We start from the raw sequence: 23105 nt of genomic DNA, 5'->3' as shown, positions 1-23105 counted from the left end.
TCAATAGATTGTAGTTATTCTAGATATAAATTAAAATGCGTATTGCAATCCTGCAGTAAACACGTCTTGATTCTTAAGTTGTACACCGTTAAATTCTTGTACAATAGGTAAGCTATATTCTAAGCCTAATCTAAAACCTTTTAATGATCCAGAAGGCGCATAAAGATTAACACCTAGCCCACCATTTAACCAGCTACCACCAGAATTGCGAGTATCTGCCGTAATAACCATAAGCGGATTCAAGTCAGGGTTTGCGCCATCAATATCCTCTACCTTAACTGCCTCTATACGAGTTGACACGCTTAACCAGTCTGTTGCCTTGTAAGCAGCCCAGTTATTCCAGTTTAAACGATCTCCTAGCGTATAACCATTATCGTTATCGCTGAATCTTTTTTCACCTCTCATTTGAGAACCCCAAGAAAAATTCTTGCTTTGTCCTAAATAAGTAACAGCAAGAATACCGCTATAAGTACCACTACCTACCTGCATAGGATAAGGTAAAACGACGTCGTTACCCATACTTGCAGGAATCACATCTTCATTATCAATAGAACCTGTAGGAATAGACACTCCTAATTGTGCATGAAGTCTATAAGTAGGTTTCTTAAAGAACTGATATAATGCAGACAGTGATGTATCTCCTAATCCACTAGACTCTGTAGTAAAAGTACCACCCATAGCAGTTAAATGCTCCATGCTCATATCCATATACATAGTCATTGCCATAAGTGTCAACTTATCTGTAGGCGCATACATAGCTCCTAGCATGTGCATATTCATGGTCATCTCTGTAGGAGTAACCATATAATCGCCACCGTTAGGTAGTAAAACACTCTCAAAAGAAACATCTTCACTACCTCTTTTTAGATCCTTCATGGTAGTTGTGGCAAATCTATAAGAGAACATAAATTCTCCCTTTGCATGTGTATGGTCTCCCATTACATTAATCGGCGCATGACCATCTGGTCGGTTACCATTGTAAGTATGCTCTGTAGATGTTGTGTTGTTATCGCTTTGAGCGAAAGCTGACATACCAGCAAGCAGTACAGCTATAAATTGAAATTTTTTCATAGTAATATATTTCTACTCACGCCTATTTCTTTTTAGAGGCATAAATAATTAAGAGAATATCCCATCAAAGCGATGGCATAGAATAAGTAAAACTGAAGTAATTAAGAAAGTAACCTAGGAGGCGGATTGTAACTCCAAGACCTAGAGTACCTGTAAGAATTATGATACCTGAAGTTATTATGAATATGAGTACTGAAAACAGGTGTCAAATAATCATTATCTATTACCTGAAAAAAAATAGGGTAAAAAGCATTTGCCAGCTGTACAGTCTTAGAATTTGTACCAGCGTCTTCTTGAGCAGCTAGTGTAATTTGCTTGTTAAGATGGCACTTACCATTGCATTTTAATTGCGGTCTTTCTTTATTCACGCAATACTTTGCCACTATCACATCTATATTCATTTGAAAATAGAGATAATAACTCGCCTGATATGCTGGTCGCATGCCAAAAGTCATTAACATTAAAATTGCAAAAAGTGATTTGATAAAATACTATTTATTGCAAAGATAATTGACAGTAAGTGGTCGTTAAAATAAATGTGTTTTAAATTTCAAATAGATGTAATTCTATTCACCTTACTAAGACTTATTTTTGAAAATACCATTAAATAATCTAAAACAACACTTCATTGTTTCCTATAGCTTATCATTCTATCTACCAGCATGTGCTCCCAGACAGACATCGCTTTCCCATGATTAAGTATGAATTGTTGACTCAACAATTACTACATGAAGGAACAGCTACTGCTTCAGACTTTTTTGAGCCTAGCAAACTATGTCCTGATATAGATGTCTTAAGAGCACATACCGATCAGTATCTTAAAGATTTAAAAGAGCTTACTTTAGATAAGAAAGCTATAAGAAAGACCGGATTTCCATTCAGTGCATTATTAGTAGAACGTGAATTGCGCATTGCCCAAGGTACCATAGATGGCTGCATCAAGGCATATGATCACCGCATCGCTATGAATATAGCAGGAGGCACACACCACGCTTATACCGATCATGGAGAAGCATTCTGTCTATTAAATGACCAGGCTATCGCTGCAAGGTATTTGCAACACCACCATCTTGCTGATAAAATTTTAATTGTAGATCTAGACGTGCATCAAGGAAACGGCACTGCTCAAATATTTCAAAACGATGACAGTGTTTTTACATTTTCCATGCATGGTGCGGGAAATTATCCATTTAAAAAAGAACAATCAGATTTAGACATTGCTGTACCAGATGGATCAGGTGACGACTATTATCTCAACGAACTTAAAAACACATTACCAGATCTCATCCATCAAGAAAAACCAGATTTCATATTTTACCTATGTGGTGTAGATGTCCTAGAGAGTGACAAATTAGGTAGATTAAGTATGAGTCTAGAAGGTTGTAAAAGAAGAGATGAATTTGCGTTGTCCGCTTTCGCGAAAGCGAGATCACAAAATAATTCTTTCCCACCTATACAATGCAGTATGGGCGGCGGTTATTCTCCAGAAATTAAAACCATTATCGAGGCACATGCCAATACTTTTAGAGCAGCACGAGAGATTTTTATGTAAAACCTCTCTTAATCTAGTTGGTTAATCATTTATTTGAGCCAACCTTTACTTTTAATACTACGAGCAAATAACCAAAGTGCCACTGATAATACAGGGACAACTATAAAGAAAGTACGGTCTGCAGTTTCCATCATGTTCCATGCATCTACAGAAAGGTCATAAATTCTACAAATTATCACGGCTAGTAAAGAGATTAAAGCTAGCATAACGGCTTGTTTTCTTTTAAACAATAACCCTACACAACAAAACACACCTGCAAATACCGCTATTCCATATGCCCAAGTATACCAAATCGGGAAGCTGGCATAAAAAGCGACTTGCTCGGCAGTATAATTCTCCATAAGAGTTTCTGTACTTCCCATAGCCTCGGCAGTCCATGCGCCGACACCCATAAGATTCCAAACTAGAAAGAGGATCGTCACGATCCAAAACCACATTTTAGGTTTAGTAGAGTAAGCCATAAGTTAAATATTTAAAGGTTAAGTTATAAATTTAATATATTCTTACTTAAACAACTAAAATACTAACTATTATTAACATTAAAGAACTAGTGATTACATATACTGTATTTAAAGAACAAAATAAATCTATCAGTTTCTTCTATGTTAAAAATTAAATTTTGTAGAAAATAAAAGTTTTGGCACTTTCTTTGACTTAAGATATGCGAACTTTGCAAAAGCATCGTTAACTACATTATGAAGACCAGACTGCCTTTTATTTTTCTATTTATTTTCATCACCTTTTTGAGCAATGCTCAAGAAAAAGAGACTACAGTAGAACTACCATTAACTGATAATTGTAAGATATTATTAAGTAGCAAATTAGACTTTTTAATCAATGGAAGTTTTCAAGATGAATCTAGTCTAAGAAAAGAAATAAGCCGTCTAAAGGAGTGTGGTTTAGATGAGTTTGATGTAAAATTCTTTGGCCGCATGGAGTCTATGTCTGCCATGTTGCGCAAGATGACCAAAGAGAAGCAAATAGAACAACTGACTTTTGAAGATTTATTTACTCAAATAGAAAAAATTAAAGCAACAAGCGGATTCACACAAGTAAAGAAAATTACTTTACTTTCTAAAACTCTTGCCACACGCAAAGGAAGTCTCAAAAACTGGAATAAAGACATCAACCTTTTTCAAGAATTAGGCGCTTCAAAAAATGTGATAGGACAGGTTTATGAATATTTAGAATCTCACCCTGATAATACTAAAACGTATCAAGAGATTTTAGAATCTTTTAAAAAGTAATCCTGTTTCACAATAATAGATTGTTAATTAAAGCGTTAAAAATGAGAGTATAGAACTAACTAAAAGAATTTAATTAACGCATGTGGTACCATAAAATTAATCTCTGGTTTACCTGGCGAGTAATGCTTTACAACAGTTGCTTCTCCTTTTTAAGCCTCGCAAAAGGCGATCCTTATTCTACTCTTTTTGTATTTCTAACTGGTGGCTTTATAGTTGGGTTACTAGCTCAAAAAAATATTCATAAACCAGAAGAATATGTTTTTCAAAATTTAGCAATTTCTAATGTACAACGGTACACATTTGCTTATGTTGGGCATATTTTGTTTTCTCTAGTAGCATTTTCACTCATTTGGTTGATTAAGGACTATGTCTAGACTTCATATTCATATCGATAGATACAAAGTAGGCCGATTTAAAAAAATGACTTTGATTAATAACTTGGATTTAACTCTTGAAAAAGGAAAGATTACAGGACTTTTAGGTAGAAACGGTTGTGGAAAATCTTCTTTGATGAATGTTATTTTTGGAAAATCAAAAGCAGATACCGTGGCTCATTTTGATGGAAAACCTATTCAATTACGTGATCATCTAAAACACCAACTCGTTGCTTATTTACCTCAAGATCCATTTATGATAGGTGCAAGAACTGTAGTAGATGCAGTACAAATGTGGTATCCAGATCCCAAAGACCAGGACAAGATCTTATACGAGCCACTTATTCATAAAGTACATCACGTAAAAGTAAAAGCTCTTTCTATAGGAGAACGACGATTTTTAGAATTCTTATTGGTCATCAACTCAGAGCGACCAATTATTTTACTGGACGAGCCATTTTCTATGCTCGCTCCACTTCAAATAGAACGTGTGAAAGAAATTATCAAAACAGTAAAACCTAGAAGAGGTATTCTGATGAGTGATCATTACTATGATAACGTACTCGAGATGTCAGACTCTTGTTATGTCTTTAAAGAATCTACTCTAGTAGCTGTGGAAAATGAAGAGGATTTAAAAAACAATCTTTATATATAAGCTTAAACCAAAGTGCTATGAAGTCTTTTCACCTCGGCAAAAGTATTTCTATGCAATTTTACATTAGGCTTACTCATATGACTGTACTCTGTAAGAAGCTCTTCTATAAGTTCCTTTGCTGCCTCTGGCTTCTTGCGATCTATTAAAAATTGAGCTAAAACTAGTCGTTCTGGATAATGAGAATATCTAACATCGAGAGATCTCAATTGCTTTTCGGCATTATTTAACTTACCTAATTCCTTATAAGATAACCCAAGAAAGAAATGAACCTTGGACGCTCTTAACTCTGAATTGGGTTTTAAAGATCTAGCGACCTCGATAACCTTATTATAGTTTTTAAGATGATAATGAGTTATCACTAGTTGCTCTTGTACATAGGCATCATCCTTATGAGCACCGCCCAAAACAGTCTCATAATTATCTAATGCTTTTTGATATTCTTGTTTATTAAAATAAGCATCAGCTAGTGCAACACGATTTGCAAAGGTGTCAGAAAATTTCACTTTATTAATAAGGTCGTTAATCTTTTTAGTCGGATTAATGACTGTAGTAATCTCGTCGGTAATTACTTGAGCGTCATTCTTCTTAAGTACATTAAGCACTAGATAAATAAGACTCCCTATAACCGGAAGAAGAAATATGATCGCATACCAATATACTTCACTTCTATTCTTATAGGCATGATAACAGCAAAATATCTGTACCGCAACAGTTAGATAATAAAAAATCATTTCTCAAGAATTAAATACAACTGATTACTAAGACTACTTGTTACGCTTTTCCCAATTCTTACGAGCAAGTTGTTGCATGTCTTCTACTTTATCACTCTCGTCCATAATCTCAAGACCTAACATACTCTCTATAACATCTTCCATAGTAGCTACACCTTGAATACTACCAAAATCATCTACCGCAAGTGCGATGTGTTCTTTAGTAGCGATCATGGTTTCAAATAACTGTGGGATAGGCAAACTAGCAGGCACCATCGTGATTTCCCTTTTTAGGTCTTCAAGTGTATTTGCAGGTTTGTCATTAATAATATCAGACAGTATATGATCCTTAAGAACATACCCTTTAATATCATCTCTATTTGCACCGAATATAGGAATACGAGAAAATCTCAAGTCTTGATTTTGATCAAAGAAATCTCTAATAAGAGTAGTTTGTGGCGCCATAAACATAACCGACCTAGGAGTCATAATATCCTGCACCATAATGCTATTAAAATTCATTAAACTTTTAATGTACTGACCTTCTGTAGGTTCAAAAACACCTTCTTGTTCTGCTGTTTCAGTTATGGCAACAAAATCCTCACGAGTCATTGAATTCATGTGCGCACTTTTACCGATAGCCTTAGTTGTTAATTGGAGTACCCATAAAATTCCAGTCCATTTCAATGGAAAAATCATGATATTAAGAGCGCGAGTCGTAAAACCAGCAAGACCTTTCCAGTAAGTCGCCCCTATGGTTTTAGGTATAATTTCAGAAACTACTAGAATTAATACCGTCATAATTGCTGACACCACACCTACTAATGGAATTCCAAAAACGTCAGCACGATAACCTTCTCCTACTAATGCTTCAGCTTGTACACCGACTAGAATAGCACCTACCGTATGCGCTAGTGTATTTAAAGTAAGAATAGCGATTAATGGTTTATCCACATCTTCTTTTAAGATTTTCAAAGAAGAAATATAAGAAGCACCTTCCTGCTCCTTTACCTTTACAAATGTTCCTGTGACACTTAACAAAACTGCTTCTAGTATAGAACACAGAAATGAAAAGAAAATAGAAACAACGGCATAGATAATAAGTAATGTCATGATAAGTTGATTTGATCACGTAAAAATAAACAATTCTACTGCTGTGATTATTAATTTGTTATTAAGACCTGATTTATTAGTCCTTTTTAATCTGTTCCCATGTTTTTCTGTTGATAGAGTAAACTAAAAAACGATCGGTAATTGTACTATCTATATAGTCAGACTCTAGAGACATGCCGTTGTGCAAAGCAACTTTTATGGAACCTATATTATCTTCATGAATTACAGAAACTAGACTGTTACCAAAATTCTTATCGTATCCTCTTTCAAATGCTAGGTCTCTCAACCTTACTGCAGCCTCTTTTGCAAATCCCTGTTTCCAGAAATGAGGTAAAATAGAATAACCTACTTCTAGTCTTTTTTAATCCATTTACAGTCTGGACTAGTAAACCTGACTGACCTATAAATTCATTGGTCTCTTTATGGATCATCACATTCATACCACTAGTACCTTTATCATATCGCCAGAAAGCTTTTTCAAACCACACATCACATTGTTCTTGAGCGGTTAGACCTTGCTTCATCCCTAGAAACCGACCGGTATCTTCTTCTTTAAATATAGATAACCATGTTTGATAATCTTCTCTCTTTAAGAGTCTGAAAGTAGAACGCACCGTAGATTCTCCTGTAAGTAGGTAGTTCATATTATAAATCGATAAAAGTAATTGAAATCTTATTTAGGTAAACTACCAGTAAATAACCAAGCCTTATCAAAACCAAGGGCTCTTAATTTATTAAGCTCATTAGTTGCGTCATCACGATCTACAAAACTAGAAAATGCAACATTATGGAGACCATAAGAATTAACACCTATACGTTTTGCATCAAAACCTTTACGTTTTAATTGAGCAACACGCTTGTCTGCATTTGCAGGATCACGGAAAGCGCCAGCAACTACATGAAAGTTTTTTGTTAACGGTGCAACATCTATAGATATAGTAGGTAAAGGTTCATTAATTAAAAAACTTGCACTTTCTATAGTAGAATTCACTTTATCAGTAGACAACTGTTCTACTGCAAGGGTATCGGTTTTCACTTGAGTTTGATAACCTTTAAAACCAAGACCTAATCCTAAAAGAATAACACCTGCCGCAGCATAACGTATCCAGGAACCAGAATTAGTTTTAGCAGTTTCTAACTCTACAACAGCAACTTCTTCTACAACCATTTCTTCTTCAGCAACAGTAACCGGTGCAACTGGAACTCTATCGATAGCAAATGTCTCGTGAGAAGTAAGGCCAAAAGCTTCTGGCAAATAATTAACCAGATACATAGGTGTAAACTGTAACGCCTTTTCTTCATTACGAGAAAAACGACCCACCTTATGTATAGTTATTGAACCATTCCTATCCATTTCTTGATCTAGAAAACGTACATAATTACGTATCTCTTGAATAGACTCATCATAAGTCAGATTTGCAACACTTGCTATATAGTTAGCCAGTAACCCATCATTTTGTTGGATTTGAGCATTAAAACTCAATCCTTTTTTAGGTGGATATATAGTATGACTGCTAGCAAAATGTTGTGCAGGAACGCGACGTGAGATAAAAGCTCCAAAACCTGGAACAACTACACACTCGTGGCGGTACAATAAATCTGATATGTAAGTAGCGATTTGCATGTCACAAACATAAAAATTAAAACAAAACGATCAAGCACTTGGGGTAACTAGTTATTAAGAAATTGAGGTCAACGTATCTAACTCATTAATTTTTAACGTATCCGCTTTCGCGAAAGCGTAACTTTTTACATTCATTTAACCATAAACACCTATCAAAAACCCTTTATTTGTCGCTAAAAACAGCTACATATGATCAACTTCTTGCTGCAACAAGTAAATGATAGCGGTCCTATTTACAAAGAAACCATAATGGGACGATTCCCTGTGGAACCATTCAACACGGCTAGCAACCTTATTTTTCTAGCCTCCATTATTTATTTCAGTATTTTAATTTATAAGTCAAAAAAGAAACACTGGTTTTTATCCTGTTGCATGCCTGTTTTCCTAGCAGGATTTATAGGCGACACTATCTATCACGCCACTCGTAGTGATGAGTTTTGGCTCTTATTAGATTGGGTTCCCATAGTCGTGCTGTGTTTTGCCTGTTCTCTATATTTCATATTTAGGTCTCCAGTAAGTTCTTGGGAAAAGATCGCATTAGGTCTTGCTATATTAGGACTAAACATCATCCCTAGAACATTACCTATACCCAAAGGTTATCGCAACTCTATAGGCTATATAGGTACCGCTATTGCCGTATTACTTCCTATTTTTCTATATGCCTACCGTCATAAATGGAAGCATTTTAAATTTATAGCATTTGCTCTACTTTCCTTTATTACCGCAGTTTCTTTTAGAACTCTAGATAAAAAATACGACATAGAGTTTCTATATATGGGCACTCACTGGTTGTGGCATACCTTCGGTGGTATAGCTGTGTTTTTCTTAATGAGATACATTTATATGGACAACGAGAATTCTGAGCGATATATGACTAGAAAGCACCTTAAAAATGATTAAATTTGCCAGCTTATAACGTGAGATCATGCTGGATAAAGTAAAAGAACATATTGAGAAAGTACAAGCCTTTAAAGCAGATTCCAAAGAGTCTATCGAGGCTTTTAGAATTGAATACCTAGGTAGTAAAGGATTACTCAAGGATTTATTTGCAAAGTTTAAAGAAGTCCCTAACGAGCAGAAGAAAGCATTCGGTCAGGCAATCAATGAACTTAAAGAAAAGGCCAAAGAAAAGGTTGAATCTCTAAAAGAAACTATAGAGTCTAAGGAAGAAGAAGCTGGAATTTACGGCGACCTTACGCGTACTGCATATCCTATGGAAATAGGTGCAAGACACCCTATATCTATAGTAAAAAACCAGATTATTGATGTATTCTCTCGCATAGGTTTTAATGTAAGTGAAGGTCCAGAAATAGAAGACGACTGGCACAACTTTACAGCACTTAATTTACCTGCACATCACCCAGCTCGTGATATGCAAGACACGTTTTTTATACAGACAGATCCAGATGTATTATTAAGAACGCACACCTCTAGTGTACAGGTGCGTTATATGGAAGATAATAAACCACCTATAAGAACTATTTCTCCAGGTCGTGTTTTCCGTAATGAAGCGATAAGTGCTCGTGCACACTGTATATTCCATCAGGTAGAAGGACTTTATATAGATAAGGATGTAAGCTTTGCAGACATGAAGCAGACTTTACTGTATTTCACTCAAGAAATGTTCGGTAAGTCTAAAATACGCTTGCGTCCATCTTATTTCCCTTTTACAGAGCCTAGTGCTGAGATTGATATTTATTGGGGTCTAGAAACAGAAACAGATTATAAAATAACTAAAGGTACTGGCTGGCTAGAAATAGGTGGTTGTGGTATGGTAGATCCCGCTGTACTTACTAATTGCGGTATCGACCCAGAGGAGTACAGTGGTTTTGCATTTGGTATGGGTGTAGAACGTATCGCAATGTTGTTATATCAGATAGGTGATATACGTATGTTCTTTGAAAACGATGTGCGTTTTCTCAAGCAGTTTTCTAACGCTTTATAAAAATTAGTATCGTGAAATCACAACTCATTTTTGTTTACAATGCAAACTCTGGTAAGCTTAATGCATGGCTAGATAGCGCGCATAAAATAATAAGTCCCAAAACTTATGAGTGCAGACTTTGCGATCTTACTTATGGTATTTTTAAAGAAAATGCAGAATGGGCACGCTTTCGCGAAAGCGTAACTAACACCTATCCATCGATAGAATTAAAGTTCTTACACATAGATGAATTTGAGAAAGAATATGCCTCAAAGTGGCTGCCTAAATATGAATACCCTTGTATTCTTTTAAAAACTCCTGAGACAGATTCTGGTTTTGAAATTTTTATGAGCGCTGGTGAAATGAATGAAATCACTACTACACCAGACCTTATTAATGCGTTAGAATCTAAAATGAAAGCTATTTAATACTATAGTCGCGCTATCTTTTGTAGATACTAATCAATACATCAATTTATGAAAAAAGACATCGTTATACCAGTGGTAAAGGACGTTTACATCGCTATCGTAAAAGAAGATAATAAAGAAAAAACAGCACAAGACTGGATCGTGTACTTAATTAATGACGGTCTAGAACCTATTGAATCTATCATGATCATGAGTCGTGGTAAACATGAAGACGGTCGCAAGACATCTACATTTAGACACGCCTTCAAATTAGTTGCAGCAAAATCTGCTTTAAAAGTAGAACTGATCATGGAAGACGTATTTCCATTTAAGAATGAATTTATTCTCACTTATTTTATTGGACCTACTCTATATGACCGTGTATTTACTGCAGCACCACACTCTTTAAGTGAGGACCATTTCACTGCTTTACCAATAATGAAACAAGAAGGTATATTACTTTCTTAAATTGCTATATTTTTCATCATAACCCCATTATAAGGATCAATTTACACTGTCAAAAACAGTTCTAATTGACTTATTTACAAAACCTTAAACACCTTAATTAATATTTAATTAAGGTGTTTTTCATTAAAAATAGCCCGTTTTCACAAAGTGTCTTAAAAAAGATTGTTTTAGGTTAATAGAGCGTTAAAACAGGTTAGTTGCAAAACCATATGCATACTAACCTAGTATATCAAACGTATTAACGATATAACTAAAACAAACAATTATGAAAAAGTCAAATTTTTTGAGCGTAGCGCTCGTAGCAATTGCATTATTTGCAGGACAGTCAACATTTGCTCAAGAGGGTAAAATGATGAAAGAAAAAACAGTAATGGTAGGTGGTGCTGAAATGTATCCTTCTAAAACAATTGTAGAGAACGCTGTAAACTCAAAAGACCACACAACTCTAGTAGCTGCTGTAAAAGCTGCAGACCTAGTAGATGTACTATCTAGTACAGGACCATTTACTGTATTTGCTCCAACTAATGCTGCTTTTGAAGCATTACCAGCAGGAACTGTAGAAACGCTTGTAAAACCAGAAAACAAAGAAAAATTACAAGGCATCCTTACTTACCATGTAATCGCAGGAAAATTTAATGCAGCAGATGTAGTTGCGTTAATCAAAAAGAACAATGGAAAAGCAGTTGTAAAAACAGTAGCAGGATCTGAATTAACTTTATCTCTTAGTGGTGACAAAGTAATTGTAACAGACGCAAACGGTGGTAGCGCAACTGTTACTATTGCAGACGTAAATCAATCTAACGGTGTTATACATGTAGTAGACGCAGTATTACTTCCTAAAATGTAAATCCCTATTTATATTTTACAAGAAATCCCAAACTTTATAGGTTTGGGATTTTTTTTGTTATTAAAACTAAACCTTCTTACTCGACAAATCTAGGATCAGTAGGCATGGTTGTATTGCAATTATCACAGGTGCGCAATTCTTCACTTGCATAAAACTCTCTAAAACGTGGCTGAAAATCTTTTTCTATATCTTCTAGAATAAAAAATGTCTCGTGCAATTTATGATTACAATTATCACAATACCATAATAAACCATCTATTGCACCAGCTTCTAGACGCTTGCGTTCTATTACCAGACCTATAGAGTTTTCATGACGTACAGGAGAATGTGGCACTTTAGCAGGATGTAAATACATATCACCAGGCCCTAATTTCATAGTACGCTTCTTACCATCTTCTTGAATATGAACCTCTATATTACCTTCTAATTGGTAGAAAAGCTCTTCAGTTTCGTTATAATGGTAATCTTTACGAGCATTAGGACCTGCCACTACCATTACTATATAATCTCCTGCATCTTTGTACAGATTCTTATTACCTACTGGTGGCTTTAAAAGATCTCTATTATCTTCTATCCACTTATTAAGATTAAAAGGTGCTTGAATAGCCATTTTTTATCGTTTTTTAGAAATTAAAGGTACGAGATTACCTAATCATTCACAACGCACAAATTGTAGTAAGATTTGGTTAGCCAAGAGACTCTTTAATCTCTGCCATTAATTCTTTTCCTCCTTGAGAAAGAACTTTTTGTGATTGCGCTTTCGCGAAATCGATACATGCATCTTTATCTACATTATCAAACCATGGCATAGAATCACTAACATCTATACGTTGCTTGCCATCGAGACTCATCAATGTACCTTTAAACGATAATTGATCATCTTTCACAACAGCAAAGGCACCTATAGGCGCGGTACATCCACCTTCTAGATCTCGTAAGAATGCGCGTTCCATATCTACACATACAGCAGTCTGTTGATGGTTAAGCGCTGCTACAGCAGTAAGAACTTCTTTATTGTTTCCCATAGCAGTGATCATCATCGCGCCTTGTGCTGGTGCTGGGATAAAACTATCTAGGTCAGTATATTCAAAACCGTAATTTGCTTTTAATTTTGCTAAGAGACCTATGCGATCCAGACCTGCTTTGGCAAATATGGCAGCACTCCATTCTTTATTAGTATGTAGCTTAGATAATCGTGTGTTTACATTACCACGTAGATCTACCACATTATGATGACTGTATAAATCTAACCATTGTGATTTACGACGCAAACTACCAGTCGCGATGGTAGTTTCTTCATCTGGATTAAAATTACTTTTATAAACGAGAATATCCTTAGAAGACGCGCGTTCCATAACCGCTGCTTGGACCATTCCTTTAGGCAATTGTGTAGGAACATCTTTTAAACTGTGCACGGCAATATCTATTTCTCCTTTTACCAGCGCCACATCTAGTGTTTTAGTAAAAATACCAGTGATACCCATTTCATACAAAGGCTCTGTTAAGTTAAGATCTCCTTGAGATTTAACAGGATGCAAGATCGTTTTATGTCCCAAAGCTTCTAGCTGTGCTTGCACTGTTTTTGCTTGCCACATAGCAAGCTCACTATCTCTGGTTCCTATTCTTATTATACTAGACATACTTTTAAATCTATTTAAAAAATGTGGTTTTTAATTTAAGTTTTTCAGCGCGGTTTTCTAACCATGTTCCTAAAAGCACAAATATAACTGCAATAAATAAGGAATGAGCTAAAACTAATGCTTGTGTACCTAACATAAGGTCTATCTCAGCAGTGTGCGTAGGTGGTAAATAATCGCGATGTATAGAAGTCACTATAATAACCCAACGCTCCATCCAAAAACCTATATTAGATAAAAGACTTACAAGGAAAAGAATCCATACTTTACTGCCCGCCTTAGGAATAAATAATACTAAAGGAAGAATCAAACTTCCTAACAACATTATTATATAGAAAGAAGAATAAGGACCATTTAATCTATTTAAGCTAAAAATTGCCTGGTCCGTAAAAAATGAAGTGATTACCAATAACCAATGGAATAAACAGTTAATTAGAATCAAAAATCTCATTATTTGTAAGGCAATCTTACTCGATATTTTTGGTAGTAACGATAGGAAGTAGATAAATAGAATAATAACAAAGCCCAGACGAACGAAGTTTGCATTAATAAACTCTTGAATATTTGAGAGTATTTCCATAACCAGAATCTACGGTTATTAGGAATTTATTTGCTCTAGCTTAAAAACCTTATTTAGTAACTCGATAGCCTCTTCAGTACTTTCTTCTTCATTGCGCAAATGATTTGCAAAATGACCGGCTATTTTCTGTATAATTTTATCAGCAATAAGGTCTGCTTGTTCTTGATTAAAATCAGTAATTTTAGTCCTGTTGCTTTTAATTTCTGCTTCTTTAAGAGTAGAAAGCTTTGTTTTTAAGGCATTCATAGTAGGTGCAAAACGACGTGACTCTTGCCATAATTTAAACTCACTATGTATCTCTTTAATAATTTGGTGCGCTTGTGGTATAAAGTTCTCGCGATTTTGAAGGGTGCGATTAGTAATTCTAGAAAGTTCATCTAGATGCACTAGATTTACATTACTTAATTCTTTTACATTCTCGTTTACATTCTTAGGAATAGAAAGATCTAAAATCAATAAAGGTTTATTGGTAAATATAAGATCTTTAGAAACCGTAGGATTTTGCGCTCCAGTGGCCACAATAAGAATATCTGTTTGAGCAATTTGCTCTTCTAATTGCGCATAATCTTTTACAACTAGGTCAAATTTACCTGCAATACGCTCAGCTTTATCCTTTGTCCTATTAATAAGAGTAATCTCCTTATTATCAGTGTGTTTAATAAGGTTTTCACAAGTATTGCGTCCTATTTTACCGGTACCGAATAAAGTTATATTTTGATTAGATCCTTTTTCAAAATTCTCTAAGATGTACTGCACACTAGCAAAACTTACAGATGTTACACCACTACTTAAATCGGTTTCTGTCTTAATGCGCTTACTAGCTTGTATTACGGCATTAATTAATCGCTCCATATAAGGGTTGACTAATTGATACGATTTTGATTTCTTAAAAGACATTTTAAGCTGACCTATAATCTCAAAATCTCCCAAAATCTGACTATCCAGACCAGTTCCTACTGTAAAAAGATGGTCATTTGCAGCTTCATTTTTATAGATGTAAGCTATTTTCTCAAACTCTTCTACCGTTCCATGAGAATGCTCACATAACAATTTAATTAATTGAAAAGGATGTTGAGCAAATCCATACAACTCTGTACGGTTACAAGTAGAGATTACAGCTAGAGAAGGAATACCTTCAGCCTTAGCCTGTATCAGCAGGTTATCAATAGCGTCTGCACTCAATGAAAACGAGCCACGCGTGACAGCGTCTGCCTTGCGGTAACTAATTCCTATTGCGTAAAATGTGAAATGTGATGCTGCTGCCGCGGCCATAAATTACTTTCTGTAGTAGTCGACAAAATTAACAGAGGATTGGCTTTAAAAATAACGCTTAACGATCCTTTTTCGTCGCTATGAGTTATCTTTGCTTTATCAAACTGTATAATAGACTATTGATGGTGCTTATCTCGCTTTCGCGAAAGCGGAATAACACTTATTTAGAGTCGTTTTAAATAACAATGAAAATGGAAAACATCGCTAAAGGTGCTGGAGAGGTAACTATCATAGAAGACGGATTTCACGTCATACGTTTAAAAAATGATAGTGCAGAAAAAACAACTTTTTCACATCATGTCGATAGCAGTTTTTTACAGTTTCACTACTGTCTAAAAGGAAGCGTGCAACTAGCTTTTAATGAAGGTAGTTACAAACTAGATTTAAAAGAACAGAATTCCTACTTGCTATATAATCCGTCACGCGACTTACCTATGGACTTAAGTATAGCGCCTAACACATGGTTTATATCTGTACTGGTTTCTATTAAGAAATTTCACTCTCTTTTTTCTCCAGACGCACAACATGTTAGTTTTTTAAGTGCCGATAATAAGGATAAAAAATACTATGTAGATGGAAAAATATCTCCATCTATGGCTGTTGCCTTGCACCAGTTAATGAACTATAACCTCAACGATACAATAAAACAGCTTTACTTTAAAGGAAAGTCCTATGAGTTGCTATCCTTATATTTTAATACCGAAGAAGAAGCAAATCTAGAGGCATGTCCATTTCTAGCTGACGAAGAAAATATGCGCAAAATAAAACGCGCCAAAGAAATAGTAATAGAACGCATGATCGATTTACCTTCTCTACAAGAGCTATCTATAGAGATAGGGTTATCTCTTAAGAAATTAAAAGAAGGTTTTAAGGAAGTGTATGGCGATACGGTTTTTGGTTTTGCACTAAGTCATAAAATGGATTATGCTAGACAGTTGCTCGATAGCGGCCAGCATAATGTAAATGAGGTAGGCCTAAAAGTAGGATACTCTACTGGTAGTCATTTTATAAGTGCATTTAAAAAGAAATACGGAACAACGCCTAAGAGATATATATCTGGGAAATAAGAATGAATTTGAGAAGGTAAAAGTTTTTAAAATCTAACATATAATGCAACCATTCCTCAGCCTTAAAGAGTGAGGTTTCAGTCATATTTTTGATTAGAATGATCTAGAAATTACAATAATGTTAACCAATTATATTTATGATACTTTATCATTATGCATTCTGTTTATATTACTATTCATTATTTATAAAAAAATACAGAAAGTAAGAAACAACAATGGAAAGCACAGTTTGAAGATTTTACCAATTCTATTGATTCTTATGCTTGTATTTTCATTATTAGCACTGCTGTATTTCATCGTCAAAATTTTATACATCGAGAATTGATTGAATTCAAAACCCAAATCAAAACTTGAAAATGAAATTTAAAACCTTTGCCAAAATTTAAAAGAGTAACAAGTTTTGATTTGTTAACTCAGGTGGATAATAGTAAAATCTATACATCAAGAAAGTCAAAAGCAGATCCTGAATAAAGTTCAGGTTGAAAATACAAGACATAAAAAAAACCGCCTGCGAGCAAAGACTGCTCAACAGGCGGCTTCCAACCAACCAAATCTTAAATCAGTTTTACCTGATTATTTTTTATTTTCCATTGCTCTATTATAATCGAGCATTCTATTCTTTGTACTATTAACGCTAGAAGCGTTTTTTAATTGTATATAACCACGACCTTTAAATCTGTAAGTAGTACCGCTATCGATATGATACATTTCTATAGTCCTATCATCTACGATGTAAAGATCGAAATAATCATTCCATATAAAATCATAACCTAACGTTAATTGCTTGTTAATACTTCCTGGAGACTGATCGCGGACGGTATAATCACCACTGTAGTCCCAAAACAAACTACTTGAGTTTAGTCCGTTTCTATCTTGAGAACTTTCAAAAATATCTTCATTATTTCCCGGAAAGAATCTCAGGTAGTTTTCTCTGTCAAAATCATTGATAGCCCCAACATTACTGGTATAAACTTTTTCCCAAGCTTGATATTCCTGTAAAAAATACTGAACGTTGTCATAAAACAACTGATCGTAATCAAAGTTTGCCCTATCATAACCGTCTAGAAAATATCTCGTATTGTTATGTAGATCTCTTAGTTCTAATCTGTCGTATGCCCTGACTATGACTTCAAAATCATGCAACCCATCTATATCATGAAGAATAGCAAGTTGATTATTAACCGCATTATAAGAACCTACATCTATTCCTAACCCTGCGCCTGCACTTCCTACACCTACTAGGTTATTATTTGCATACACGGTACCAAAATCAAAACTTAACGTAAACGCTCGAGTCATAAATGGCACATTAGGTGTTCCTTGTGTGCTGTTTAAATCTACGTACCATACCTCGCTAGAAGCAAGCACTTCATTTAGTGTAGGAGCGTTATATCCGTCACCTATCACTATTTCTGTATCACAGCTCGTTAATGAAAAAGCTAGTAATGCAGATGCTAAAAAAGTAGTTATTGCTTTCATAATAGTAATATTTAAAAGTTACTAAGTGGTTTTCTAAAACCATGCCGAAATTTCAAACTACTGATTTAAAGCGTTTTGATAGTTACGCTTTCGCGAAAGCGGAATAACATCAACCTACTATTTAACCATAAAACACTAGAATATATTAAAACCTGTAGAGTCTTGAGATTGCTCTAGGTCCTGTTCTTGATTTTCATTCTCATCAATTTCTACAGCATCTTCACCACGTAACTGTCTGTCTACACGATCTGCCTCTTCTAGAATTTTAGGCAATAAGAATGGAGCAAGTGGTTCTACATGCTCATAAACGATACTTTTCTCTTTAATATCCTTATCGATAATATGAAACTCACCACTAGCCGAATTAATAAACATTAAAATCACACTAGCTAGAAATCCCATTTTCACAATGCCAAAGGCGGCACCAGCAAGTTTATTAATAAAACTAAGATTAACGGTTTTAAGCACCTTAGTAATTAATTTACCTACATAGGTAATTACAAATATGATAACCAGGAAGGTGACTATAAAACTAGCGATAGTAATATAAACGTCATCCCATTGCACCTGTTCTCGCAACCAGTCACCAGCATAGTTAGAAAAGTAAATGGACCCATAAATAGCAGCAACTAGCGCTATTAAAGATGTTAGTTCTACAAAAAAGCCATTTAAATAACCTTTATAAAGACCTATTAATAAAACAATGCAAATAATTATATCTAACCAATTCATCGGGCTAAGTTAGTTAAAATTGCCGTTAAGCAAACTCATAGTCGCATGAGATCCTATCAAGACGGTTTAACTAATCAAGTGCGCCTTTCATAGTACGAGAGTGAATGCATATCTATTGAGTATAGATATAACAAGAGGTTATAATTAATTTTCACATCTCAATTACATATTCATTTAACAAACTCATCCATGAAAAATTTATTTAAAACATCCCTTTTAATTTTCATATCCATCCTACTTTTTAGTTGTGACAATGATGATGGAATGGCCGATAATCAAAACGTGTGCACTTATGAAGGTCTTACCTTTTTTGACGGCACTACACAAACACTTATCCCTGAATCACAATTAACTACCGAACTTTTTCTTAACGGTAGCGGTAACGGCATACCAGAAATAGAGATTTATGAAACAACTAACCCTGGCAACATATGGTTGCTTACTAAAGCAGTAACAGCCAATTCTAGTGACGGTGGTACGCTAGGGTTAGGTAATACTAATTATACGGTAGCGGTAACCTGCCAGCGATCTGGTACTGCAGTAGGAGACGAATTCAGATTTGACGTAGTAACGGCAAACGGCCTAGAAGGTGAATTATGTGTCGTTCTAGATGCTATTATTCCATAAATACTGACAATCCACGACTCTATATGGAACGAAAAAACGGCACAGATTTAAAAATCTGTGCCGTTTTTTATTTTATAAAGAAATCATTCTATATTAAATAAACATAGAACCTATTCTTTTGCTTTAAGAAGATTAGATCTTTCTCAACCACTCACTCATACTCACACGCGACTCTAGATAACTTTTAAGATCTTTAATTGCCACACGTTCTTGCGTCATGGTATCACGATCTCTTACTGTTACAGCGTGATCTTCTTTAGTATCATGATCTATCGTTACACAATACGGTGTACCATTTAAATCATGACGCGCATAACGTTTTCCTATAGAATCTTTTTCTTCATAAGCTACGTTCATAGACCATTTTAATTCGTCCACGATCTCGTTTGCTATTTCCGGCAGTCCATCCTTTTTTAACAATGGTAAAATAGCAGCTTTAACCGGTGCAAGAACCGCAGGTAATTTAAGTACCGTACGCTCGCCACCACCATCTAGTTTCTCATCTACTAGAGAATTAGAAAATACAGCCAGAAACATTCTATCTAGACCTATAGAGGTTTCTAGAACATAAGGAACATAACTCTTATTATCTTCATGATCAAAGAATTGTAGTTTTTTACCACTGTGTTCTTCATGTGCTTTTAAATCAAAGTCTGTACGAGAGTGGATTCCTTCTAATTCTTTAAAACCAAATGGGAAGTCAAATTCGATATCGGTCGCAGCATTTGCATAGTGAGCCATTTTTTCATGATCGTGAAAACGGTAATTCTCATCACCCATCCCAAGAGATCTGTGCCACGCCATGCGCTTTTCTTTCCATATCTCAAACCACTTCAACTCTGTACCTGGCTTTACAAAATATTGCATCTCCATTTGTTCAAATTCTCGCTGACGGAAAATGAACTGACGTGCAACGATCTCGTTTCTAAAAGCTTTACCAGTCTGTGCAATCCCAAAAGGAATCTTCATACGACCGGACTTCTGTACATTTAAGAAGTTTACAAAAATCCCTTGAGCCGTTTCTGGTCTAAGAAATAAATCTGTAGCAGTGTCTGCACTAGCACCTATTTTAGTACCGAACATAAGGTTGAACTGACGTACATCTGTCCAGTTTTTAGAACCTGTATCAGGGTCTGCTATTTCTAGTTCTTCTATTAAAGCTTTTACACCTTCTAGATCTTCAGCCTCTAGCAATTGGGCTAGTCTTGCTGTAGGCTCAGTAGCTTTTTTCATATAACCCATCACACGCGGATTAGTCTCAGCATACATTTTTGCATCAAAGTCTTCACCAAAGCGTTTTGCCGCCTTAGCAATTTCTTTATTTGCCTTCTGTAAATGTTTCTCACAGTAGTCCTCCACGAGCACGTCTGCACGGTAACGTTTTTTAGAATCCTTATTATCGATCAATGGATCGTTAAAAGCATCTACGTGACCAGAGGCTTTCCATACCGTAGGGTGCATAAATATCGCCGTATCTATACCTACTATATCTTGATTTAATTGAGTCATCGCTTGCCACCAGTATTCTCTGATGTTTTTCTTTAACTCAACTCCATTCTGTCCATAATCATAAACGGCACTTAAACCGTCGTAGATTTCACTAGATTGAAATACATATCCGTACTCCTTTGCATGAGAGAGTACTTTCTTAAACTGATCTTGGTCGTTGTTCTTTGCCATAGCTGCAAATGTAAAAAAATGTGATTAGTTAACGTTGTGATTTTGTGTATTTCGCTTTCGCGAAAGCGAGAAAAAAAATCAATTATTTACTAGTATCTAAAACTGTTGATTTATCAAACTCTTTATTTAAACCTAGCAATAGAAAAGGAACACAAAAAAAGGTGTAATAAAACATTACACCTTTAAAATATAGCATTGTGTTTTAAAATTACCTCAGTGTAATCTCATTACTACTCACACGTATAGGCCCATTATAAAGATTTACTCTATAACGTCCTTTTATAATATTATCTTCGTTTGCATCTACTACCTCACAAAGATCTAGCTCTTTACCTTTATAATTAAATTGTACTATCTTAGAATAAGTCAATTCTTGACCATCAAAAACTTGTTTCTTATTAAGACCTAGCACATTATTATCTGGATTAATTACTTGCAGGTAAAAAGAAGTGACTCCAGTACTAGCAAGTGGATTTTCTGGCAGTGTAAAACATACTTTTATATCATCTACTCTACGCGCTCTATCGTTTTCTATTTGCTTACCTGAACTTCTTACTATAATTCCTACCGGTTCAAAATTAGTAGGTACTAACGCAGCTGCACGAGCCATATTAGCATTCATGTTCTCTATGGTCGAATTTTTATCCTGATTTTTTAAGATTTCACTATTTAAAGCCGATAATGTACTATCATTAACCTTAGATAGGTTTTGATTCACTATTTCAAGGGTATTTATTCTATCCTGTAATAAATCACGCTCTTTTCTAATATTAGATAATTCGGCACGCATTCTAGACAGCACTCTTACATCTGTTTCTAACTTACCGACACTATCTACTAATCTTGTAATGCGATCTCTTGCATCTACTAGGTCTGCATTAAGGGCGTTACCCTTATCTATTTCTATACTATATTCCGTAGAGATGTTCTCTAGTTCTTTTTGAATTTGTGCTTTTTCATCTTTTAAAGCTACCTTGATACCTTCATTTTCTTGATACGTACTATAGGACCACACTCCTAATCCTATGAGTGCCAACAGTAAAACTGCTAGTAAAACTTTAAATATTCGGTTATCTTTTTGCTGTGCCATGTTGGGTTGTTTATATTTAGAACGTAATTATACCTATTTCAATTATAAATATCGCCTATAAATCGGTTGTCTTAAAGTGTAAATGCATTAAAAAAACATCCTACGGTAATGACCTTGCCAGATATTGTTGCTTTTTTCACTTCTCGTCCGTTTGATTTATGAACACCACATTTATAATTAAAATAAATATGACTAAAATATTTTATTCTGAGGTGGATTTCTGATTTTATTAACTTGTTTTTTCCTGTCGTCTGTATGGGTTGTGACTGCAGTTTAACGACTGGAGAACAGATTGTTTGCACCACCTGCCGTGCCGAAATCCCTACATCTCTCAATCATTTACAAAAAGACGATAAAGTGAAAGAACTTTTCTTTGCTAGAGTAAATATCGAGACTGCCACCAGTTTATTCTATTATGAAAAAATAGGCATTGTACAACAGTTGATCTATCAGTTAAAATACAATGGACATGAAGAAGTAAGCCCCTTTTTAGGAAAATGGCTTGCTACCAATCTTAAGGAAGATCCTGCTTTTAAAAACATAGATCTAGTAATTCCTGTTCCTGTGCATCCCAAACGACGCGCAAAAAGAGGCTATAATCAGGTGGATGGTTTTGGAAAAGAACTAGCTGCTGTTTTGGGTGCTCGCTTTCGCGAAAGCGTACTCATAAAAAAACGTAATACCATAAACCAAGCTCAATTGGGTCAAGTAAAGCGTAGTGACGAGACGCAATCTCCATATGAACTAGTTGAGAAAATTGCACCAGGCACTCATGTTTTACTGGTAGACGATGTAATTACTACTGGAACGACACTAACCCTTTGTGCCAAGGAGCTGCACAAAAATCCTAATATTAAAATCTCTATTGCGACCATGGCCATATCTGTGTAGAGCAAACTATTAACCTGACGATTCTTAATTCAAGATTCTGAAGGCAGAGCCGTAGATT

General features: G+C 35.1%; 27 protein-coding genes. 11 read left to right on the top strand and 16 right to left on the bottom strand.

Annotated features, from left to right (window positions below):
- Positions 1–30: 30 nt before the first annotated feature.
- Positions 31–1071 carry a transporter gene (locus LY01_RS03700; protein WP_104514451.1) on the bottom strand — a complete coding sequence of 347 codons (1041 nt, stop codon included), beginning with the start codon at positions 1069–1071 and terminating at the stop codon, positions 31–33.
- A 101-nt stretch (positions 1072–1172) separates the two neighbouring features.
- Complete coding sequence (locus LY01_RS03695) at positions 1173–1526, bottom strand: hypothetical protein (RefSeq protein WP_104514450.1); 354 nt, start codon at positions 1524–1526, stop codon at positions 1173–1175.
- A 173-nt stretch (positions 1527–1699) separates the two neighbouring features.
- On the opposite strand from LY01_RS03695, the gene LY01_RS03690 reads away from it, so the two are divergent.
- The gene (locus LY01_RS03690; protein ID WP_104514449.1) at positions 1700–2623 is read left to right on the top strand and encodes a histone deacetylase family protein; all 924 of its coding nucleotides are present in this window, start codon (positions 1700–1702) and stop codon (positions 2621–2623) included.
- Between the two features lie 29 nt (positions 2624–2652).
- Here LY01_RS03690 and LY01_RS03685 read toward each other — a convergent pair whose 3' ends face one another.
- Positions 2653–3084, bottom strand: coding sequence for a hypothetical protein (locus LY01_RS03685; RefSeq protein WP_104514448.1), 432 nt, complete (start codon positions 3082–3084; stop codon positions 2653–2655).
- A gap of 234 nt (positions 3085–3318) precedes the next feature.
- On the opposite strand from LY01_RS03685, the gene LY01_RS03680 reads away from it, so the two are divergent.
- Together LY01_RS03680 and LY01_RS03670 are read left to right on the top strand one after the other, a co-directional pair.
- Entirely contained in the window at positions 3319–3870 is a 552-nt protein-coding gene (locus LY01_RS03680) for a hypothetical protein (protein ID WP_104514447.1), read from the top strand.
- Between the two features lie 366 nt (positions 3871–4236).
- Entirely contained in the window at positions 4237–4899 is a 663-nt protein-coding gene (locus LY01_RS03670) for an ATP-binding cassette domain-containing protein (protein WP_104514445.1), read from the top strand.
- Positions 4900–4901: 2 nt separating this feature from the next.
- Here the strand turns inward: LY01_RS03670 and LY01_RS03665 are convergent, their stop codons facing one another.
- From LY01_RS03665 to LY01_RS03645, 5 genes are all read right to left on the bottom strand, one after another.
- Entirely contained in the window at positions 4902–5630 is a 729-nt protein-coding gene (locus tag LY01_RS03665; RefSeq protein ID WP_104514444.1) for a hypothetical protein, read from the bottom strand.
- A 33-nt stretch (positions 5631–5663) separates the two neighbouring features.
- A complete protein-coding gene (locus tag LY01_RS03660) occupies positions 5664–6722 on the bottom strand; it encodes a CNNM domain-containing protein (protein WP_104514443.1) in 1059 nt (352 codons plus the stop codon).
- Between the two features lie 76 nt (positions 6723–6798).
- Complete coding sequence (locus tag LY01_RS03655) at positions 6799–7059, bottom strand: GNAT family N-acetyltransferase (protein ID WP_104514442.1); 261 nt, start codon at positions 7057–7059, stop codon at positions 6799–6801.
- Positions 6989–7366, bottom strand: coding sequence for a GNAT family N-acetyltransferase (locus tag LY01_RS03650; RefSeq protein ID WP_104514441.1), 378 nt, complete (start codon positions 7364–7366; stop codon positions 6989–6991). Before LY01_RS03650 ends, LY01_RS03655 begins: the two co-directional genes overlap by 71 nt.
- Positions 7367–7395: 29 nt before the next feature.
- Entirely contained in the window at positions 7396–8346 is a 951-nt protein-coding gene (locus tag LY01_RS03645; protein WP_104514440.1) for an HU domain-containing protein, read from the bottom strand.
- 189 nt (positions 8347–8535) lie between these two features.
- On the opposite strand from LY01_RS03645, the gene LY01_RS03640 reads away from it, so the two are divergent.
- From LY01_RS03640 to LY01_RS03620, 5 genes are all read left to right on the top strand, one after another.
- A complete protein-coding gene (locus LY01_RS03640; RefSeq protein ID WP_104514439.1) occupies positions 8536–9246 on the top strand; it encodes a hypothetical protein in 711 nt (236 codons plus the stop codon).
- 25 nt (positions 9247–9271) lie between these two features.
- Entirely contained in the window at positions 9272–10291 is a 1020-nt protein-coding gene (gene pheS / locus LY01_RS03635; protein WP_104514438.1) for a phenylalanine--tRNA ligase subunit alpha, read from the top strand.
- A gap of 11 nt (positions 10292–10302) precedes the next feature.
- Positions 10303–10698: a GTPase gene (locus LY01_RS03630; RefSeq protein WP_104514437.1), complete on the top strand. Its 396-nt coding sequence runs from the start codon at positions 10303–10305 to the stop codon at positions 10696–10698.
- Positions 10699–10746: 48 nt separating this feature from the next.
- Positions 10747–11145, top strand: a complete 399-nt coding sequence (locus tag LY01_RS03625; RefSeq protein WP_104514436.1) for a hypothetical protein — start codon at positions 10747–10749, stop codon at positions 11143–11145.
- Between the two features lie 265 nt (positions 11146–11410).
- Entirely contained in the window at positions 11411–11992 is a 582-nt protein-coding gene (locus LY01_RS03620) for a fasciclin domain-containing protein (protein ID WP_104514435.1), read from the top strand.
- A gap of 76 nt (positions 11993–12068) precedes the next feature.
- Here the strand turns inward: LY01_RS03620 and LY01_RS03615 are convergent, their stop codons facing one another.
- The 4 genes from LY01_RS03615 to hemA form a co-directional block, all read right to left on the bottom strand.
- Positions 12069–12602 (bottom strand): 3-hydroxyanthranilate 3,4-dioxygenase, encoded by a 534-nt coding sequence (locus tag LY01_RS03615; protein WP_104514434.1) that lies wholly within the window; start codon positions 12600–12602, stop codon positions 12069–12071.
- A gap of 76 nt (positions 12603–12678) precedes the next feature.
- On the bottom strand, positions 12679–13632 hold the full coding sequence (hemC, locus tag LY01_RS03610; RefSeq protein WP_104514433.1) for a hydroxymethylbilane synthase: 954 nt from the start codon (positions 13630–13632) through the stop codon (positions 12679–12681).
- A gap of 10 nt (positions 13633–13642) precedes the next feature.
- Positions 13643–14209, bottom strand: coding sequence for a hypothetical protein (locus LY01_RS03605; protein WP_146080365.1), 567 nt, complete (start codon positions 14207–14209; stop codon positions 13643–13645).
- Between the two features lie 18 nt (positions 14210–14227).
- The gene (gene hemA / locus LY01_RS03600; protein WP_104514431.1) at positions 14228–15481 is read right to left on the bottom strand and encodes a glutamyl-tRNA reductase; all 1254 of its coding nucleotides are present in this window, start codon (positions 15479–15481) and stop codon (positions 14228–14230) included.
- Between the two features lie 191 nt (positions 15482–15672).
- On the opposite strand from hemA, the gene LY01_RS03595 reads away from it, so the two are divergent.
- The gene (locus LY01_RS03595) at positions 15673–16548 is read left to right on the top strand and encodes a helix-turn-helix domain-containing protein (RefSeq protein WP_104514430.1); all 876 of its coding nucleotides are present in this window, start codon (positions 15673–15675) and stop codon (positions 16546–16548) included.
- Positions 16549–17121: 573 nt separating this feature from the next.
- Here LY01_RS03595 and LY01_RS03590 read toward each other — a convergent pair.
- On the bottom strand, positions 17122–18027 hold the full coding sequence (locus LY01_RS03590; protein ID WP_104514429.1) for a nicotinic acid mononucleotide adenyltransferase: 906 nt from the start codon (positions 18025–18027) through the stop codon (positions 17122–17124).
- Between the two features lie 135 nt (positions 18028–18162).
- The gene (locus LY01_RS03585) at positions 18163–18759 is read right to left on the bottom strand and encodes a CvpA family protein (protein ID WP_104514428.1); all 597 of its coding nucleotides are present in this window, start codon (positions 18757–18759) and stop codon (positions 18163–18165) included.
- Positions 18760–18948: 189 nt separating this feature from the next.
- Here LY01_RS03585 and LY01_RS03580 point away from each other — a divergent pair, with 189 nt between their 5' ends.
- Positions 18949–19386 (top strand): hypothetical protein, encoded by a 438-nt coding sequence (locus LY01_RS03580; RefSeq protein WP_104514427.1) that lies wholly within the window; start codon positions 18949–18951, stop codon positions 19384–19386.
- Positions 19387–19518: 132 nt separating this feature from the next.
- On the opposite strand, the gene LY01_RS03575 is transcribed toward LY01_RS03580, so the two are convergent.
- Both LY01_RS03575 and LY01_RS03570 read right to left on the bottom strand, forming a co-directional pair.
- Entirely contained in the window at positions 19519–21066 is a 1548-nt protein-coding gene (locus LY01_RS03575) for a glycine--tRNA ligase (protein WP_104514426.1), read from the bottom strand.
- Between the two features lie 208 nt (positions 21067–21274).
- Complete coding sequence (locus tag LY01_RS03570) at positions 21275–22156, bottom strand: hypothetical protein (RefSeq protein ID WP_104514425.1); 882 nt, start codon at positions 22154–22156, stop codon at positions 21275–21277.
- Between the two features lie 255 nt (positions 22157–22411).
- On the opposite strand from LY01_RS03570, the gene LY01_RS03565 reads away from it, so the two are divergent.
- Positions 22412–23047, top strand: a complete 636-nt coding sequence (locus LY01_RS03565; protein ID WP_104514424.1) for a ComF family protein — start codon at positions 22412–22414, stop codon at positions 23045–23047.
- The last annotated feature ends 58 nt before the right edge of the window (positions 23048–23105 follow it).

The sequence above is a fragment of the Nonlabens xylanidelens genome, assembly GCF_002934445.1.
GTDB classification, from domain to species: domain Bacteria; phylum Bacteroidota; class Bacteroidia; order Flavobacteriales; family Flavobacteriaceae; genus Nonlabens; species Nonlabens xylanidelens.
This window is presented reverse-complemented; position numbering and strand designations above follow the sequence as displayed.